The sequence below is a fragment of the Novosphingobium sp. genome (genome assembly GCF_025351285.1).
Taxonomy (GTDB): Bacteria; Pseudomonadota; Alphaproteobacteria; order Sphingomonadales; family Sphingomonadaceae; genus Novosphingobium.
Genome location: NZ_JANXWG010000048.1, coordinates 25,587 through 42,946, shown reverse-complemented (window position 1 = coordinate 42,946; position 17,360 = coordinate 25,587). Strand labels below are relative to the sequence as shown.

The 17,360-nt window shown below is 61.9% G+C and carries 19 protein-coding genes; 6 read left to right on the top strand and 13 right to left on the bottom strand.

Features of this window, described 5'->3' with window-relative positions; all coding sequences use genetic code 11:
* Window positions 1-96 precede the first annotated feature (96 nt).
* The gene (locus tag Q0R16_RS05660) at window positions 97-990 is read left to right on the top strand and encodes a PEP-CTERM sorting domain-containing protein (protein WP_295633304.1); all 894 of its coding nucleotides are present in this window, start codon (window positions 97-99) and stop codon (window positions 988-990) included.
* Between the two features lie 7 nt (window positions 991-997).
* Here Q0R16_RS05660 and Q0R16_RS05655 read toward each other — a convergent pair whose 3' ends face one another.
* The 4 genes from Q0R16_RS05655 to Q0R16_RS05640 all read right to left on the bottom strand — a co-directional run bounded on the left by Q0R16_RS05655 (window position 998) and on the right by Q0R16_RS05640 (window position 3,827).
* Window positions 998-1,543 (bottom strand): GNAT family N-acetyltransferase, encoded by a 546-nt coding sequence (locus Q0R16_RS05655; RefSeq protein WP_295633301.1) that lies wholly within the window; start codon window positions 1,541-1,543, stop codon window positions 998-1,000.
* Between the two features lie 67 nt (window positions 1,544-1,610).
* A complete protein-coding gene (locus Q0R16_RS05650) occupies window positions 1,611-2,039 on the bottom strand; it encodes a hypothetical protein (RefSeq protein ID WP_295633298.1) in 429 nt (142 codons plus the stop codon).
* A 133-nt stretch (window positions 2,040-2,172) separates the two neighbouring features.
* Entirely contained in the window at window positions 2,173-3,591 is a 1,419-nt protein-coding gene (gene tldD, locus Q0R16_RS05645) for a metalloprotease TldD (RefSeq protein WP_295633295.1), read from the bottom strand.
* A 38-nt stretch (window positions 3,592-3,629) separates the two neighbouring features.
* Window positions 3,630-3,827, bottom strand: coding sequence for a zinc-finger domain-containing protein (locus tag Q0R16_RS05640; protein ID WP_295633292.1), 198 nt, complete (start codon window positions 3,825-3,827; stop codon window positions 3,630-3,632).
* 88 nt (window positions 3,828-3,915) lie between these two features.
* Here Q0R16_RS05640 and Q0R16_RS05635 point away from each other — a divergent pair, with 88 nt between their 5' ends.
* On the top strand, window positions 3,916-4,875 hold the full coding sequence (locus tag Q0R16_RS05635) for an ABC transporter ATP-binding protein (protein WP_295633289.1): 960 nt from the start codon (window positions 3,916-3,918) through the stop codon (window positions 4,873-4,875).
* Here the strand turns inward: Q0R16_RS05635 and Q0R16_RS05630 are convergent.
* On the bottom strand, window positions 4,872-5,030 hold the full coding sequence (locus Q0R16_RS05630; protein ID WP_295633286.1) for a hypothetical protein: 159 nt from the start codon (window positions 5,028-5,030) through the stop codon (window positions 4,872-4,874). The two genes, Q0R16_RS05635 and Q0R16_RS05630, sit on opposite strands and share 4 nt — an antisense overlap.
* Before the next feature lie 49 nt (window positions 5,031-5,079).
* Complete coding sequence (locus Q0R16_RS05625; protein WP_295633283.1) at window positions 5,080-5,301, bottom strand: hypothetical protein; 222 nt, start codon at window positions 5,299-5,301, stop codon at window positions 5,080-5,082.
* Between the two features lie 156 nt (window positions 5,302-5,457).
* Between Q0R16_RS05625 and nadB the strand changes: the two genes are divergently transcribed.
* Window positions 5,458-7,086, top strand: a complete 1,629-nt coding sequence (nadB, locus tag Q0R16_RS05620; protein WP_295633280.1) for an L-aspartate oxidase — start codon at window positions 5,458-5,460, stop codon at window positions 7,084-7,086.
* Between the two features lie 73 nt (window positions 7,087-7,159).
* Here nadB and Q0R16_RS05615 read toward each other — a convergent pair whose 3' ends face one another.
* From Q0R16_RS05615 to Q0R16_RS05595, 5 genes are all read right to left on the bottom strand, one after another.
* A complete protein-coding gene (locus Q0R16_RS05615) occupies window positions 7,160-8,782 on the bottom strand; it encodes a DUF87 domain-containing protein (RefSeq protein WP_295633458.1) in 1,623 nt (540 codons plus the stop codon).
* Window positions 8,783-9,008: 226 nt separating this feature from the next.
* Window positions 9,009-9,761 carry a TIGR02186 family protein gene (locus tag Q0R16_RS05610; protein ID WP_295633278.1) on the bottom strand — a complete coding sequence of 251 codons (753 nt, stop codon included), beginning with the start codon at window positions 9,759-9,761 and terminating at the stop codon, window positions 9,009-9,011.
* On the bottom strand, window positions 9,758-10,672 hold the full coding sequence (locus tag Q0R16_RS05605; protein ID WP_295633275.1) for a sulfite exporter TauE/SafE family protein: 915 nt from the start codon (window positions 10,670-10,672) through the stop codon (window positions 9,758-9,760). The genes Q0R16_RS05610 and Q0R16_RS05605 overlap by 4 nt, the downstream gene beginning before the upstream one ends.
* A gap of 106 nt (window positions 10,673-10,778) precedes the next feature.
* Window positions 10,779-12,155 (bottom strand): hypothetical protein, encoded by a 1,377-nt coding sequence (locus tag Q0R16_RS05600; RefSeq protein WP_295633272.1) that lies wholly within the window; start codon window positions 12,153-12,155, stop codon window positions 10,779-10,781.
* A 604-nt stretch (window positions 12,156-12,759) separates the two neighbouring features.
* Window positions 12,760-13,350 (bottom strand): recombinase family protein, encoded by a 591-nt coding sequence (locus tag Q0R16_RS05595; protein ID WP_295633268.1) that lies wholly within the window; start codon window positions 13,348-13,350, stop codon window positions 12,760-12,762.
* 108 nt (window positions 13,351-13,458) lie between these two features.
* Between Q0R16_RS05595 and Q0R16_RS05590 the strand changes: the two genes are divergently transcribed.
* Together Q0R16_RS05590 and Q0R16_RS05585 are read left to right on the top strand one after the other, a co-directional pair.
* Window positions 13,459-13,656, top strand: coding sequence for a hypothetical protein (locus Q0R16_RS05590; RefSeq protein WP_295633265.1), 198 nt, complete (start codon window positions 13,459-13,461; stop codon window positions 13,654-13,656).
* Window positions 13,653-14,258 carry a cadmium resistance transporter gene (locus Q0R16_RS05585; RefSeq protein ID WP_295633262.1) on the top strand — a complete coding sequence of 202 codons (606 nt, stop codon included), beginning with the start codon at window positions 13,653-13,655 and terminating at the stop codon, window positions 14,256-14,258. The genes Q0R16_RS05590 and Q0R16_RS05585 overlap by 4 nt, the downstream gene beginning before the upstream one ends.
* Before the next feature lie 662 nt (window positions 14,259-14,920).
* Here Q0R16_RS05585 and Q0R16_RS05580 read toward each other — a convergent pair.
* A complete protein-coding gene (locus tag Q0R16_RS05580) occupies window positions 14,921-15,979 on the bottom strand; it encodes an SHOCT domain-containing protein (protein ID WP_295633259.1) in 1,059 nt (352 codons plus the stop codon).
* A 77-nt stretch (window positions 15,980-16,056) separates the two neighbouring features.
* Between Q0R16_RS05580 and Q0R16_RS05575 the strand changes: the two genes are divergently transcribed.
* Complete coding sequence (locus Q0R16_RS05575) at window positions 16,057-16,971, top strand: FKBP-type peptidyl-prolyl cis-trans isomerase (RefSeq protein WP_295633256.1); 915 nt, start codon at window positions 16,057-16,059, stop codon at window positions 16,969-16,971.
* A gap of 22 nt (window positions 16,972-16,993) precedes the next feature.
* Here the strand turns inward: Q0R16_RS05575 and Q0R16_RS05570 are convergent, their stop codons facing one another.
* On the bottom strand, window positions 16,994-17,317 hold the full coding sequence (locus Q0R16_RS05570; RefSeq protein WP_295633253.1) for a hypothetical protein: 324 nt from the start codon (window positions 17,315-17,317) through the stop codon (window positions 16,994-16,996).
* Between the last annotated feature and the right edge of the window lie 43 nt (window positions 17,318-17,360).

Genomic DNA, 17,360 nt, shown 5'->3' with positions numbered 1-17,360 from the left:
CGCGCGTCCCGATCGTGAACAGCGCCCAGGCAGCGCTTGCGCGGGTCAACGAAATCGAAAGGAGACATCCTCACAACGCCCCCCAAGGAGAATTCGATGATCCCCGCCCGCCCCCCGATGTCGCGCCCGCTCATTATCGCCCTGCTCGCCTCTGCCAGCCTGGCGATCGCCGCTCCCGCCGCGGCCCACGGAACCGAGGCGACCACAGCGAGCCATTCGTGGGGTTGGCTGGGCAGCGCGGCCAATTACGTCGCAAGCTGCCTTCCCGGCAGCAGCTCCGCCTCGGGGAGCCATTCCACGCCTGCAAGGAACACCGCGTCGCACGGCGGCACCTGGTGGTCTTCGGGCAGCGGCGAAACCGCGGAGCATGGCACCGGTGGCGAAAAGGGTATCTGGTCCTCGCTGACCGGCTTGTTCGGCGGTTCGCACGATTCAGACGACAAGCACGGTCGCGGATCGATCGGGCACACGAGCGGCGGCCACGAAACCGATGACAAATCGGGTCACGGGTCTGGCCACGGTTCGATCGGCGATCACGACGGAGACGACAAGGCAGGTTCCGGCAGCACCAGCGATTCCGGTTCAACTGGTTCGGGCACGATAGGCAACGGCGACAATGGTGCAGGCACTGGCGCCGGTTCGACGGGCGAAACAGGTTCCACCACTGCCACCGACACAGGCACTTCGGGCAGTGGAAATATCGGCGGTGCCGCGGGCGGTGGCGAAAACGGCGGCTTCGGCGGATCGCTGGGTAGCGGCGACACCGAAAGCACCGGTAACGCAGGTTCAACAGGCACCGGTTCGACTGATACGGGCTCGACCGGCACCGGTTCGACCGGGACGAGTGGCTCGGCTGGAACCGGCTTGGGCGATAGTGGCGCCGGCGCCGGATCTTCAACCGATGTTCCCGAGCCGGGCATGCTCGGGCTGTTCGGTGCAGGGCTTGTCCCGCTGGCACTGCGCCGCCGCGCCAAGCGCAAGGCTGCGTGAGGAAGCTCTAGGCGCCCGGCACCATCGGCCGGGCAAACAGGAATTCCTCGTCGACCTGCTCACCCACGCAGAAGGTGATGTCGGCGATCTTGGCGAAGCCGTAGCGCGCGTAGAACCGCTGCGCGCCGATGTTACCGCTCCATACCGATAGCTGGATCTCGTCGGCGCCGCGCGCGCGCGCCACCTCCAGCGTCCAGTCCATCAACGCTGCGCCGATCCCGCCGCCGATCCGCGCGGGATCGAGATAGAGCTGCTTGAGTTCGAGCGGGGCCTTCGCAGCCTCTTGGGCAGTGCCGTGTTCGGCCAGCGAGCTTGCCAGCACCAGCTTGCAGAAGCCGAGCAACGTGCCGTCCTCATCAGCAGCGAGGTGGACCAGCATCCCGGGATCGGCAATTTCCGTCGCCACTTTGGCGGGGGTGTGCTCCACCGCCAGGAACGCAGCCAGGTCCTGCGGCGTGTAAAGATGCGCGAACGCCGCACAGAACGCGCGCTTGCCAAGATCGGCCAGCGCCGTTGCGTCGGCAGGTTCAGCCGGACGATAATGCAATGTCATCGGTGATCGGCGCCCCCAAATCGAGGGACCGCCACTAGCCGGATCAGCTACGTATCGGCAAGTGCGGCTAGCTGACCTTCTTGGGCTTGGTGTAGGGCACGAATTCGCCCAGGTTCACGAAGCCGGTCGTGAAATGCGACGTCTGATCGTGCAGGTGTACGATATCGATGCTGCACAACTGCGACGAATGCAGGTTGAGCACCATGATATCGCTATCGTTGAGCTGATCGGCGCCGTTGCGCGGGCGGTTGACGTAAAGCGTGCGGCCCGATTCGTAGACGATCGCGGTCCTGTCGATGATGTGCGACGAGGTGATCGTGGGCAAATAGATGCAATCGACTGGCTTTCCGGCTTCACGCCCCGCCAGTGCCTTGGCCAGTTCTTCCTCGCCGGTCAGTCGCGAGCGGGCATCGGCAGTGCTGGCAAGGCCGAGCACGCCTACGGTGACCGCGGCGGCCAATGCCAGCGAATGGAAGTTCTTGAAGGTCTGCTTCATGATCTGCGCTCCTGTCCGGAAAGATCGAATCCAGCCTGATAATCGTATCATGGAGTCGCTGAACCGGCGATGAGCAATTGGCGCCCAGTCGCGTAGAGCCCAGTCGCGTAGAACCCAGTCGCGTAGAACCCTGTCAGGCCGTCCCGCCCACAGTCAGCCCCTCGATCAGCAGCGTAGGCTGGCCCACGCCAGCGGGCACACTTTGGCCGCCCTTGCCGCACACGCCGATGCCCATGTCGAGTTCCATGTCGTTGCCGATGCCGATCACCCGGGTCAGCACGGTCGGACCGTCGCCGATCAGCGTGGCGCCCTTGATCGGTGCGCCCAGCTTGCCGTTCTCGACGCGGTAGGCTTCGGTGCAACTGAACACGAACTTGCCGCTGGTGATATCGACCTGCCCGCCGCCGAAGTGCTTGGCATAGATACCGTTTTTCACGCGGCTGAGCAGTTCGGCCGGATCATCCTCGCCGCCGCGCATGAAGGTGTTGGTCATGCGTGGCATCGGCGCGTGGGCGTAGTTTTCGCGGCGGCCGTTGCCAGTGGCAGGCACACCCATCAGCCGCGCGTTTAGCCGGTCCTGCATATAGCCCTTGAGGATGCCGTCCTCGATCAGCACGTTTTCCTGGGTGGGCGTGCCTTCGTCATCGATGCTCAACGAGCCGCGCCGTTCATGCATCGAGCCATCGTCGACCACTGTCACGCCCTTCGCGCCCACTCGCTCGCCGATCCGGCCCGAGAAAGCGCTGGTGCCCTTGCGGTTGAAATCGCCTTCTAGCCCATGCCCGACCGCCTCGTGGATCAGCACGCCGGGCCAGCCGGCACCGATCAGCACGGTCATCTCGCCGGCAGGCGCGGGCACCGATTCGAGGTTGACCAGCGCCTGGTGCAGTGCGCCATCGATCGCGCAGTTCCAGCTTTCGGCCTCGAACAGTTTGTCGTAAAGCCAGCGCCCGCCCATACCGAAAGTGCCGGTTTCGCGGCGGCCGTTCTGTTCGGCCACGATCGACACGTTGAGCCGCACCAACGGGCGCACGTCACTGGCCACGAAGCCATCGGCGCGCACGATCTCGATCACCGACCAGCTTCCGGTGAGCGAGGCCGAAACCTGCACCACGCGCGGATCGCGTGCGCGCGCGGCGGCGTCGATCGTTTCGAGCAGCTTGACCTTGGCCTCGAACGGCACCGCATCGAGCGGCGAGGCATCGGTATAAAGATGGCGGTTGTTCTGGCGTGGCGGCGCGGCGGCGGACGCCTTGGCCGGATCGAGCAGCCGCAACGTCTCGCCTGCGCGACGGATCGCGGCGGCGGAGATTTCGTTGGCGTGGGCAAAGCCGGTCATCTCACCCGACACTCCGCGCAACCCGAACCCGGCATCGCGCGAATAATCTGCGGTTTTCAGCCGCCCGTCATCGAAGCCGAAGGCCTCGGACGCGATATACTGGAGGTAAAGCTCGCCATCGTCGCACCGCGCCAGCGCATCGGCCGTCACGCGCTGGGCGTCCTCGGGCGAGAGTTGGCGGTAAAGGAGCGAGCGGGGGTCGGTTGCGATCATCGGGGGGATATAGGGACGAAGTCCCCCGCGCGAAAGGATTAGTGCGCAGCGCCCTCAAGCACGAAGCGCTTGTCGCAATAGCCGCAATCGACGTAGCCGCGCTCGTCGATTTCCAGCCACACCCGCGGATGGCCCAGTGCCGAGGGCTTGTAGGCGCCGGTTGAGCGGATGCCGCTGGCACCATCGCAACTGACGCGGTTGGTTGTGACGGTGACGGTTTCGGGCGGCTTGTTCATGGCCAGCGCCCCTAGCAGGGTTGCCGGGACGATTCCAGACGGTGCTTGCCCCTTTACCACCCCGCAAACCTGCCCCAATAGCAAACGCATGGACACCACTTCCGCCTTTGGCCCAGCAATCCGCATCACCGATATCGTCAAACGCTACGCCCCGTCTGGTGGCGGAGAAGGCAAGCTGGCGCTTGATGGGGTCAGCTTCGACGTGCCGCAGGGGCAGATCTTCGGGCTGCTCGGGCCCAACGGCGCCGGCAAGTCGACGCTGATCAACATTCTGGCCGGGCTGGTCGTCAAGACTTCGGGCTCGGCCGAAATCTGGGGCTTCGATATCGACAAGGACCGGCGCAACGCCAAGCGTGCGATCGGGATCGTGCCGCAGGAGATCGTGTTCGATCCGTTCTTCACCCCGATCGAAGTTCTCGACATGCAGGCCGGGTTTTACGGCGTGCCCAAGGCCGCGCGGCGAAGCATGGAACTGCTGCGCGAAGTGCACCTGGCCGACAAGGCCAAAGCTTATGCGCGCACGCTGTCGGGCGGCATGAAGCGGCGGCTGCTGGTGGCCAAGGCGATGGTCCATTCGCCGCCGGTGCTGGTGCTCGACGAACCGACCGCGGGCGTCGATGTCGAACTGCGGCGGCAGTTGTGGGAACTGGTCAGCGAGCTCAACCACTCGGGCGTGACGGTGGTGCTTACCACGCATTACCTCGAAGAAGCCGAGCAATTGTGCGACCGCATCGCGATCATCAACCACGGCAAGCTGATCGCCAACAAGCCCACGCGCGAAATGGTCGACATGGCGCGCGAGAAGATCGTGGTGCTGTCGCTCGATCGTGACATCGCCGCCCCGCCCGCGCACCCCGCCTTCCTGAAAAGCCGGCTGACCGGCGAACGGCAGGTCGAGATCACTTACAACAAGGACAAGATGAACGCCGGTGAAGTGATGTCGCTGGTCCAGGGCCAGGGCTTCGCGATCGTCGACGTTTCCACCCGCGAGGCGGATCTGGAAGACGTGTTCGTGACGCTGACGAGCGCGCCACTCGAGACAACCTAGGGCAGATCCTTGCGCCGGACCCACACTTTGGCGCGCCGTCGCTCGATCTCGTGGTGGCAGTAACGGCACACGCTGGTGTAGGTATTGCCCCGATGCCGCACTTTGTTGCGCGTCGGGCGGTGCCGGTTGATCATGCAGAGCAGGTTGTTGAACACGGATGGACCTTGCCGGGAGTTTGTGCGGACGACAATCAGAAATTCGAGTTCAGCGCGCGTGCAGTTCGGTCCCGCGCCACCGCCCCTTGCTATCGCGCCGAATCGGCTTGCTGCACGCCCAGCAGGTGCCGAGATAGGAAAGCCCATCCCAGCGAACCGCGTCGCGGTCAGGTCGATGATGATCGAGGATGCAGATCGGAATTTTGAAGCGCATGGCAATATCCACGGTCGCGCTGCACAAACAGCGAGGAATTAAAGTGACTTCGGCCATCAATTTAGGGCCGATCAGGCGCTTCGCTCCCGCATCCGCGTACGCCACGGCTTGCGCCGCCGACCAAAGCCGCCATGATGAAGCGATGCCAAGATCCGTACTTGCCCCTAGAATACCACCCCGCGCCTGCCGGTGCCACCACGGTTTAGCCGCGGTATGAGCCATGACGTGCTGATTGTGGGTTCGGGCGCGGCCGGGCTCACCGCCGCGCTGGTGCTGGCCGAAAAATGCCGCGTGCTGGTGCTGGCCAAAGGCGCGCTCGACGCCGGCTCCACCGCATGGGCGCAAGGCGGCATCGCCGCAGTGCTCGACAAGGGCGATACCTTCGAAGACCACATCCGCGACACGATGGTGGCCGGCGGCGGGCTAAACCGGCGCGAAACGGTCGAATTCGTGGTCGAGAATGCCCCCGTTGCGATCGAGCGGCTGGCAGACCTGGGCGTGCCGTTCAATCTCGATGATGCCACCAGCGGCTCTGTCGGCAGTTCACCCACCGGCGGGAGCGGCGCGCTCCACCTCACGCGTGAAGGCGGGCATTCGCACCGCCGCATCGTCCATGTCGACGATGCGACCGGCTGGGCGGTGCAGCAAGCGCTGCTCAAGGCGGCGCACGCGCACCCCAATATCACGCTGCGCCCCGACATGGCCGCGATCGATCTGGTCACCGATCGCCACCGCATCGATCCGGCGGGAGAACGCCGCGTGTGGGGCGTCTATGCGCTCGATACGGGCTCGGGCCCAAGCGCTGGCAGAGTCGAATGCCTGACCGCGCGCGCGACGATCCTGGCCACCGGCGGCGCCGGGCGCACCTATCTGTTCAGCACCGCCCCGCGTGGCGCCACCGGCGACGGCATCGCGATGGCGTGGCGCGCGGGGTGCCGCATCTCGAATATGGAATTCATGCAGTTCCACCCGACCTGCCTCTACAATCTGGAGGTCAAGAACTTCCTGATCACCGAAGCGGTGCGCGGCGAAGGCGGCTTGCTCAAGAACCCGGAAACCGGTGAACGCTTCATGCCGCGCTTCGATCCGCGCGAGGAACTGGCCCCGCGCGACGTGGTGGCGCGCGCGATCGACCACGAAATCAAGCGGCTGGGGCTCGACTACGTTCACCTCGATATCAGCCACAAACCGCCCGAATTCGTCCGCCACCACTTCCCGACGATCTACGAACGGCTGTTGGGCCTGGGTATCGACATGACGAAAGAGCCGATTCCGGTCGTGCCCGCACAGCATTACACGTGCGGCGGCGTGCTGATCGACCTGGCCGGCCGCGCCGACCTGTTCGGTCTCTACGCCGTGGGCGAATGTTCCGAAAGCGGCTTGCACGGCGCCAACCGGCTGGCCTCGAACTCGCTGCTCGAATGCTTCGTGTTCGGCGATGCTGCCGCCAACGATATCCTTGCGCGCTGGGACAGCTTCAGCGAACCGCCCGCAATCCGCGCCTGGGACGAAAGTCGTGTCGCCGATTCGGACGAAGAAGTGGTGATCAAGCAGACCTGGACCGAACTGCGCCGGTTCATGTGGAACTACGTCGGCATCGTGCGCACCAACAAGCGGCTGGAACGCGCGGCGCACCGCATCCAGTTGCTGCGCGACGAAATCGCCGAATACTACAGCAACTTCCGCGTCACCGCCGACCTGATCGAACTGCGCAACCTGCACCAGACCGCCGAACTGATCGTGAAATCCGCCCGCGCCCGCCACGAAAGCCGCGGGCTCCACTACAACGCCGATTATCCACAAACCGACCCGGCCGCGCGCGACACGATTTTGGTTCCATAGGGTCAAAACCCATTCAGATCACGCGTGATCCGAATGGGTCTGGACCCTAGGGCAATGAGCAAGACCTTGCCGCTCAACGCACCTGCGAACGCCAGCGCATCACGGTCCGCGCCACCGCGTTTTCCTCGCCGCCACGCCGATTCCACAGCAGGGTGAACGACGGATCGCTCGATGCCGGACGCTTGTTGGGTTCAAGATCGTCGAAAGTCGCGCGGATCGGGATCGGTACGCCTTCGCCGCAGATGATGCATTCGCGGTTGCGCAGCGCCTGGATCGAATCGAGGAACCCGCGCGATCCTTCGGGCATCGCCGCCTTGACGAACGCCTGGTCGCGTTCGTTGTTCAATCGCATCGAGATGATCGTGCCGCACTGCGACAGCACGCCTTCGGCCAGGTCCGACGGACGCTGCGTGATCAGGCCCAGCGAAATGCCGTACTTGCGGCCTTCCTTAGCAATCCGCGACAGGATGCGGCCAACCGAAGACCCATCGGCGTTGCGTTCGCTGGGAATGTATCGGTGCGCTTCCTCGCACACCAGCAGCACAGGCCGGACATCGCCGCCGCGCGCCCAGATCGCGTAATCGAACGCCAGCCGGCTCAGCACCGCGACCACGGTCGAGGTGATTTCACTCGGCACGCCCGACACGTCGATGATCGAGATCGGCTTGCCGTTGGCAGGCATGCGAAAGATCTTGGCGATGAATTCGACCATCGTGTCGCCCACCAGCATGCCCGAAAACATGAACTGGTAGCGCGGATCGGCGCGCAGCTCCTCGATCTTGGTCTTGACCCGCATGTACGGAATCGAGCTCGACGCCTTGTCGAGTTTGCCCATTTCGTTGTTGAGGATGTTGAGCAGGTCCGAAAGCAGGTACGGGATCGGCGAATCGACGGTGATCCGGCCCAATTGCTCGGCCAGCCGGTTCTTCATCCGCGCCTGCAGCAGGCACTTGGCCAGGATGTCGATATCGACCTGGCGCTCACCCCCGGTCATCGTCACGAACACTTCGCAGTGTTCCTCGAAATTCATCAGCCAGTACGGCATCTGCAAGTTCGATACGTCGAGCAGGTGGCCCACGTCGCGGAACGCTTCGGGATATTCGCCGTGCGGGTCGATCATCAGAATATGGCCCTCGGGGGCCAGTTCGCAGATGCGGTGCAGGATCAGTGCGGCCGCAGTGGACTTGCCGGTGCCGGTCGAACCGAGCAGTGCGAAGTGCTTGCCCAGCATGTTGTCGACCTGCAACGTCGCGCGGATATCGGCCGAGGGAAACACCGTGCCGATCTTGATCGTGGCGCCGCCGTCGCTGGCGTAGATCTGGCGCAGTTCGGCGGTGGTGGCAGGGTAGATCGGCGTGCCCGGCACCGGATAGCGCGTGACACCGCGGCGGAAGCCATAAATTCGCCCGGTCAGCCGTTCCTGCTGCCCTTCGCCAAGGAAATCGACTTCGGCGGTGATACCACCCCCGCCTTCAAGCGATTTCATTCGCGAATCGAGCACCTGCGTGCGGATATTGGCGACCAGCCAGCGGTTGCCGACCTGGATCTTGACGAGGCTGCCGACTTGCCCGGCCTGGACCAACGAGGGATCTGCCTCATCGGCATAGCTGCGCAAGGCCTCGAGATCGATCGCTACACGGCTGCCGGCGCCGCTGATTTCGAGCACTTCGCCGATCGGCAAGGTGCCATCGGACATATACCCGATCGAACGGTTCGGTGGTGCCACATGCGGCGCGGCAACTTCGACGCATTGCGCAGGATCGGCAGCGCCGAAGCCCCCGCCGTTGATCCCGCCATTGGCCATATCGTTCATTGCAAGCGACCCCAGGCGCCACGATGGCACCACAGCAAACGCTAAGGCCCGAACGGTTAAAAACGGGATAATCTATCGTTTCAGCCAGAGAACCGAGCACTGGTGCAGTTCAAATAAGCGCGAACAGCCGCCCGGCCAGCCAGCCCATTCCCACCGACAGCACCACCGCGAACAGCCCGTAGATCAGAGAGCGGCGCTGCGATGCCACCGCCACGAAGCGTTCGAAACCCTGCTTGCTGACGGTGACGTGCGTGAGCCCCGATGCGACCACTTTGCCCTGGCTGATCGCGAACGTCTCGGCCGTGTAGGTTCCGGTCTGCACGCGCGAGGGCAGGTGGATGCGCGCCTGGTACAGCACCTGTTCGCTGATCGTCACGCCGGCGTCGTTCTGCTGGTACAGCGCCTGGCGGCGCATCAGATCGACCAGCCCCGACGAAAACCGCGCCTGCATTGCCGGTTCGATCACCCCGATCGGCGAAAGCTGCAACCGATCGAGCCCCAATTCGTAAATCGCCGCGGTCTTGTCGTCGACGATCTTGCGGATCGGACGCGACGCCGCAACCGCGTAGAAGGCGGGCGCCGAACGAAATTCGGTGTTTTCCACGTTGACCCAGATGCCCGCAACCTTGCGCTTTTCGCGCAGTACGATCGACTGGGGCGGGCCTTCGAGCACCACCACGATATCGTAATCCTGCGCCGCGCGCGCACCCTCGGGCGTCAGGATCGCGCCGAACAGCAGCAGATCGGCGCCGGTAAAGCCCTGCTGCACCAGCACTTCGTGCTGCGACACTTCGGGCACGAGGATCGGCGCCCGCGCGCCGAGCAGGAAGATCGCGGCCAGCAGCAGCAAGAATCCCTTCACCGCGTAACCACCGTATAAATCTCGTCGGGCCGGTAGCCGAGCCCCAGCGCCATCCGCATCGCCACCGCCAGCACAATCACCGCCAGGATCAGCCGCAATACTTCGGGCTTGGCCTTCTGCGCGAACTGCGCGCCGACTTGCGCGCCCGACACCGAACCGATCAGCAGCATCACCGCCAGCACGATATCCACCGCCTTGGTCGTCAGCGCATGCATCATCGTGGTGGCCATCGTCACGAACAGGATCTGGAACAGCGACGTGCCGACCACCACATTCACGCTCATGCCCAGGATATAGAGCATCGCCGGCACCAGGATGAACCCGCCGCCGACGCCCATCAGCATCGTCAGCACGCCGGTGAACGTGCCCAGCAGCAGCGGTGCCAGTGGCGAGATATAAAGCCCCGAACGATAAAACCGCCAGCGCAGCGGCAGGCTCGCTACCAGCGGATGGTGCCGGCGCTTGCGCGGCGGGATCGGCACGCCCGAGCGTTGCGCACGCAAGGTGCCGATCGATTCGTGCGCCATCAGCCCGCCGATCCCGCCGAGCATCACCACATAGAGAATGTTGATGACGGTATCGATCTGCCCGAGCGCCTGGAGCACGCGGAACAGCACCGCACCGATCCCGGTGCCGAGCACGCCGCCCGCCACCAATACCGCGCCCATCTGGTAATCGATCCCGTTGCGCCGCGCATGCGCGAAGGCGCCCGAAACGCTCGCGCCCGTGACCTGGCTGGCGGCCGAGGCGGCCGCCACCGTCGGCGGGATGCCGTAGAAGATCATCAGCGGCGTGGTCAGGAAACCGCCGCCCACGCCAAACATCCCCGAGAGCACCCCCGTCAGCGCGCCGAGCGCAACGATGACCAGCCCGTTGACCGAGAGATTGGCGATGGGAAGATAAACGTCCATAAGCAGGCCTAGTTTGGTCCACCGGCGTGGACACGGTGCCATGCCGAACCCTAACGGCCCCTCCCCTCCATGCAAACGCCAACCGTGCAATCGTGACCAGATCGCTTCAAAAACCTGCGGATAGCGTGAACGCGGGGCCGCTGCCCGGGGCCGCGTGGCCTGCCACACGCGCCCGATAATCGACCGCAGCGCGCACGCCGATGCGCTTGACCCGGAACGACACCGAAGCGCGCGGGCCCACATCGACCCGGCCGACACCCTTCTGCCCGCCTGCCCAGGCGCCGCCGCCGATCCGCACATCGGCGTTGGAACCGATCCCAAACAGGTGGTGATCGACCACGCCTTGCGCATCGTAAAACGGCGTCGCTCCGTGACCACCGACATACCCTCCCGCCGCATAGGCTTCACCACGCAGGCCCAGTGGCAGCGAGATCGGCGGAAACTGGCTGACCGCCTGCACTGCCGGCCGCACACGGGTGCCGTTGCCATCGCTTTGCAGCCGCGCTTCAGCCTGGAGCACGATCGGGATCGAGCCGATCGGGCGCGCCGACAAGCCCAGCGTGGCCTCGCGGTCGGGCGTGTTCGTCGCGCTCGTCGCGCGCAGGAACACGCTCAGCCGGTGCGGGTCTTCGAGGAACAGGCGATAGAGCAGCACCGCGCCCGACTGGCTGCCGCCATAGCCCGGCGTGCCCGCCACCAACGGCGTTGCGGGCGTTGCGCTGGCATAGCTGCCGCCGCGTTGCAGGAACCACGCATCGCCGGAAAAGCGCGGGCTGGGGCTGATCGATCGGCCGTTCTGCGCGAGCGTCTGGCGTGCCCGGCCCGGATGGAGCAGCAATTCGGGCAGCATCGCCAACCAGCTCCCCTTGCGCGGCGGCGGTGCGGCGGGCGTGGCAGCGGGCACCGCGGCAGCTCCGGCGACGGTGGCAGCCCCGGCAACGGTGGCAGTCCCGGCGACAGTGGCTGTGACACCCGCCGCCAGCCGGAACGATTGGTAATCCGCGCCTTCCGGTGGACTTGCGTCCGGTTCGGTCGATTGCCGCCCCCTGCCCACCGACGGTGCCGACCCGCGCACTAACGCCAGCCGACGGACCGCTCCGCGTTCGGTCCCGCGCAGAAACGCCGGCTGGCGAACCGCACTGTCACGAGCAGGACCCTGCACGAGCCGCTCCAGATCGCGTTCGTGAAGCAGCCGTTGCGCCAGCCTCGGCGCCATCTGGCGCGCCATCTCGCGCGCGGTTTCGATTGCGAGTTGGTGCGCCAGTTCGCGCGGCAACTCGCGCGCAACCTGGTCCGCCACTTCGGGCGACAGCCGCGCGCGCAGATCGGGCGGCAAGATTGTCGTGCTGGCGGCCAGCAGTTCGGCTTCGGCCGGGGCGCGCGCAGCAACCGGCGCCGTTTGGGCCGATTTGCGCACCGGTTCGGCAAATCCCGGCTGCCAGGCCGCCGCCCGCAACAGCACCCACCCAACGATAATCAACACAAGCATCCACACCGGCCGGCCCCTCGTCGCCGGCGCACGGACTGCTGGTGGCACGTGTGTCATCCGCTACTGCCGACAAGCGAGGGCTGTGCGGAAAGTGGCAACGGTTTCGGCGAACCGACCATCGCCGGGTGAGCCAGGTGCGTGGTCTTCACCCTGTGGTTAATAACATACCACAAAGGCTGATAGCCTTGCCCGCTTTATCAGCCGCGGCCACAAGAACAACATGGGAACATACCGCCTTGATGTCGTCAGCGGTTTCGTGCGATCATCGTGGCGAGATCGAGCGTGGATTTCCATCGTGCTTCGACCAGCATGGCGGGACAGATTAGCTGGTAATGTGGGTTTTCTGCACCGCAGACCATCATGGCGGATCGCGTTGTGATCTGGAAGAATGGGTTAGGGTCTAACCTGCCCATTTCCACCGCAGGCTCGGGCCAGCGACTTCGGGTTATCGTGCGCCAGATAGCGTAATGCGGCATCGTGTGCTGAGCATCGTGCGTCGGTCCAGCATGAAGTTTCCATCGCGCCGACCCAGCAGGATCAGGTGCACTTGGCAAAAACTACGGTGCAAGGATGTCTGGTGCCGAGGACGATGCGCCGATCAGGCTGCTTGAGCCATTTTGTGCTTGATGCGATGGACGGTACCAACCCCGACGCGCAACTTCTTTGCCGTCGCATTGATTGAGGTGCCGCGGTCGAGTTCACTCCTGACACGTTCAGCCTTATCGGGATCGAGTGGCGGCCGCCCAGCCTTCTTGGTCGACCGCTTGAGCCCAGCCATAATGCGTTCCCGCAGGATCGACCGCTCAAATTCCGCGAACACGCTGAGCATTGAGAACATCGCTCGACCTGCACTGGTTGAGGTGTCGAGCCCTTGAACGTGCAAGTAAAGCCCGACGTCGCGCTCATTGATCTCGGTGAGGAAGCTAATGAGATGTTGAAGTGAGCGTCCGAGGCGATCGACCGACCAGCATGCGATCAGGTCGATTTCCTTGCGCGTTACCATCTGCATCAGGCGATCGAACGCGGGGCGCTGATCCCGACCCTTGGCCCCCGAGATTCCTTCATCGGCCAGTTCAGCAACGATGATCCAGCCCAGTCGATCGGCCACAGCCTTGAGTTCGAGATGCTGGTTTTCGACGGTTTGGCTGTCGGTCGACACACGGGTGTAGAGCGCAACGCGCTTGGTCATGATGTTGCCTCCATAAGCGATACCGTTTATATAAGCGATATCGGTTATTCGTCAACCATATGATTGGAGGGGTGGTTGGAAGAAAGCGATACCGCTATCCATGGCCGCGTGACCAAGCCAAGAATCTTCGATGAAGCATTTCACTTCCGTGCGCGGGCGGGCACAAAGGCTCGGCTCGATGCCCTGCGCGGTGAAGTGCGGCAGGGCGATTTCATTCGCCTGCTGATCGAGGAAGCGCTGGATCGGCGAGAAGCTGACAATGCCCCTGACCAGCGTGGCGAAGTGCCGAAGGCCTCGAAAAAATGAGCTTCAACGTTGCGGCGCTGGCTCTTGGGATAAGCGTTTTCGCGACAACCAATGTCGACGATGTGTTCCTGCTCACCGCCTTTTTTGCCGACCCAAAGCTGCGCCGCCTTGCCATCATAATAGGACAGTTCGCAGGGATCGCACTTCTGACCGCCGTGAGCATCGGCGCGGCTTTGCTCGCTATTAACATCCGACCAGAATGGACTGCATTGCTGGGCTTGGTGCCGCTGGCTCTTGGTTTCAAAAAGCTATCAGCACTGCGGTCGGGCGAAGATCAAGCCGACCCGACCATTGCTCAAGAGCGGACTGCGCAGGAACGACTTCATTCGCAGGTGCTCGCCGTAGGCGTTGTGACCATCGCAAACGGTGGGGACAACCTCGGGGTATGCATCCCGATCATGGCGACGAGCCCATCGGTGATCCCTTCCTTCATCGCCGTCTTCATTGCGATGACTGGATTGTGGTGCCTGATCGGCTTCCTGCTTGTGCGCAATCCGATGTCGGGCGGGCAGGTTCGACGCTGGGGACACATCGTGCTCCCCCTCGTGCTCATAGGCATTGGACTTCACATCCTGTCGGGCGCGCGCGGCCTAATCGGCTAACTCGGCCACCGCACCAGTAGGCATTGGCCTTCCATTCCGTATTCAACCGATTTCGGAATGGCAAAAATCGAACCAGCAAAATGGCAGTTTTCCGCCAATCCCAAAGCCCAGAATCCGCTACGGTTATGGAATGCTGCCAGCATGCTGAAAACATCACGATCCGCACGACACGATGGAAAAGGCACGATGATGTCTCAATCAGCCCTCAACCCAAAGGCCCCAAATCGACCAATGAGGCGAGGACGATGAATTCCAATGGCGTGGGGAAGCCGCCATGAGATGACGTATCAACGGCTGGCAGAAACCATGGGATGAAGCCCTCCCATTATTCCCTTGATCTAGTACCAGAGCGCAAAATCGATCCAGACCAGAGAAAGTCCAAGTTGCCGCAAAATAAAGAGGACTGCACTTGGGCTTGATCGGTCCAATTCTCTTGTACCATCGATGAACAAATAATTGGCAGCGGCTTTCTTAAAGCTTGTCTAATGCTCCACGCCCATCGCATATACGCTTTGGTGTGCGCCAGAACGTCCGGGCAACGGCGACCTTCGGCGTTTGACAGACGTGACCTCAGGAGGAGATTCTAAAATACTGCGCATTGACGAAATTAGCGAACCTGATGGCTTATTTGATTAAGGTTGTTTGGCAGTATCGGCCCCTATTTAAGGCCTATAGCGTCGCGGGAGAGCATTGCGTATACGCTGGACGACAGCGGGAGTTGCACCTCTCAAAAATTGCTTTGCACAGAAATATTTACTTGGCGACGCCTCGCACGAGTTAACGATATTTTCTACTACTGCTTGTTCCTGTTGCGGAAGATTTTCCAATTCTGCTTGCTCAGACGGATCAAATAATTCAGGGGTGGGTCTACAGTAACCGCGCATTGAGCAATTGTTTCTGATTGCCGCCTGAACTCCTTCCCCGCATTGAGAGTTAATATTCGCCATACCGCGGTCACCGCCTGACTGAAGGGCCCGATTTAGACCTGAACCCACAAAGACAGACTGCATCGCTTCGAGCTTACTACAAACTTGCGACTCTGGTAATGTACGCAGATGGTCAATTTTACTCAGGATTGTAGGTCGTACATCGTCGTATTTTGCTCCGCCACCGCTTGACTGACTAATGAAATTAGCTTCACAGAGGTTCGTAGAAAGTTCAACCTCATATGCAACACATTGCTCCTCAGTGATGCTGCTAGCGTAGCGACTTACGTCCGACGTAGATGGCTTTGGCGCAAGTCTGGTCGAAACCCATACTACACTGAGCGTCAAAATCACGATACCATAGGAGATAAGCGCCAGAGTTTTCGCGTGAGAAGAACGATTTACGCCCGCGTAAATATGCGCAATAATACCTACAAGTAAAATCAGAACCGCCAACGTGACGCCGAACTTTATCAAAAGAACGGCAGTCCCACACGTCAATAATGCCCATCCCCCAAATTTCACCAGCTTTGACATCTTAGCTAGCTGATACTCTCCGCGTTTGTTAGCGGCGGTGGGGACCTCCCCTGTCACAGGGGCAAACTCTGCGGTTAGCTCCGCTTGCCTAGGTTCAGACTTCACTCTACTAATTAGGATCCCGTGATGGCCTCGAAACGCGCTGGCAGGAGCGGTACCGATGATTTTGGCTTTCTGCTCTTCGAACTCAGCTTCGCTAAGGGCTCCTTTCTCCCTAAGTTCACCCAAACGCTCTAAACGCTCGATCCGACCGTCCATAAGTCCCCCCGCATCCCGCACCATAAGCGCACTGCAATTCGTTTGAAGCAAGGATAAATCTGTGCTTTCTGAACCATATGGATAATGACGACTACGACAAGATTGAGCGCCTGCACGCGCTGAAAACCGCAGGTCACTTGACCGACGAGGAGTTTCAGACTGAAAAGGCGCGCATTCTGAACGTTGAGCCAGAGACGGCGATTGAAGATTTTGATTCGGGACTTTCGCAAGGAACCGGACCTGCTCCAAACCAATCTGACGGGCACCATTCATCGAACGTGGGCCGCAATGGCCGCCGAGTTGTGTTTGCAGTTGGGGCGGTGGTTACCGCGGGACTCCTTGCCGGAGGAGCTGCCTTATACTTGGCTAGAGCGTCAAGCATCATTGGGGTTCCGGGCCGTCTAGCCGGTTCCAAGGTTACGACAGGTGCGGCAACTAGTGCGAATCAAAGTGCGGCTGCTTTGGCTAATGATGCCGTTGACCCCGCAGCACGAGCTATTCACCTAAGCAACGAGGCGCTGAACCGAGTGACTTCCTCTGGTGCCAAAGGCGATGTCCGACCTGCAACCTCGACAACGGTCCCTACCAACTCGGCATCTCAGCATCAGAGTGTTGTGGTCGATACAATAAGGTCCGGACAAGGTGCTTTCCCGACACTTAGCGACGTAGTGCTGGTTAACTATGTCGCCCGCTTCGCCGGCGGCAAAGAATTCGACCGAGGTGACAAAGTGGCGATCCCGCTGGATGCGGTGGTCCCCGGATTCGCGCAAGGTCTTGAAAAGATGAAGCGCGGTGGGAAGGCTCGGATCGAAATCCCGTCGAACATGGCCTATGGGGCTCAACCGCAGATCAACAGCAAGACGGGTGCAGTCGTCATCCCCGCCAATAGCGATCTGGTATACGACGTTGAATTACTTGATTACATGAATACTGCACAGCTTAGGGCGATTCAGGAAAAGAAGGGAACACCTAGTGCGTCATCTGAGCCCTGATGCTCAACCATCGGGACGTTCCTCACGCAAATTGCATCACACTGATTAGATGATGTTGAAATATGAGGGAAATTGGCAGCGCAGCGTCAGCAGTTGCTTCGTTACTATTCGGTCCGTTCGGCCCCCGGTCAGATGAGGAATGAAGGCCAAGGGGCCAATCCATTTGGGTTATGAAGATCCGCTTCGAATGACCGTTGATCTCAAAGGAATGATCTTCAGGATTATCCGAAGCATGGGGAACCACGAGAAGTTCGTCGGTATGTGCGAGACCGACGCCGATGATTGGCTTGGGCTGAAACCTCTCGATCCATGATGTCAGGATCGGAAGCGCGCGTCCCTCATTCAAACCTGATAGTCCTCTTTCGAGGAAAAGCCAGTCGATTGGATGG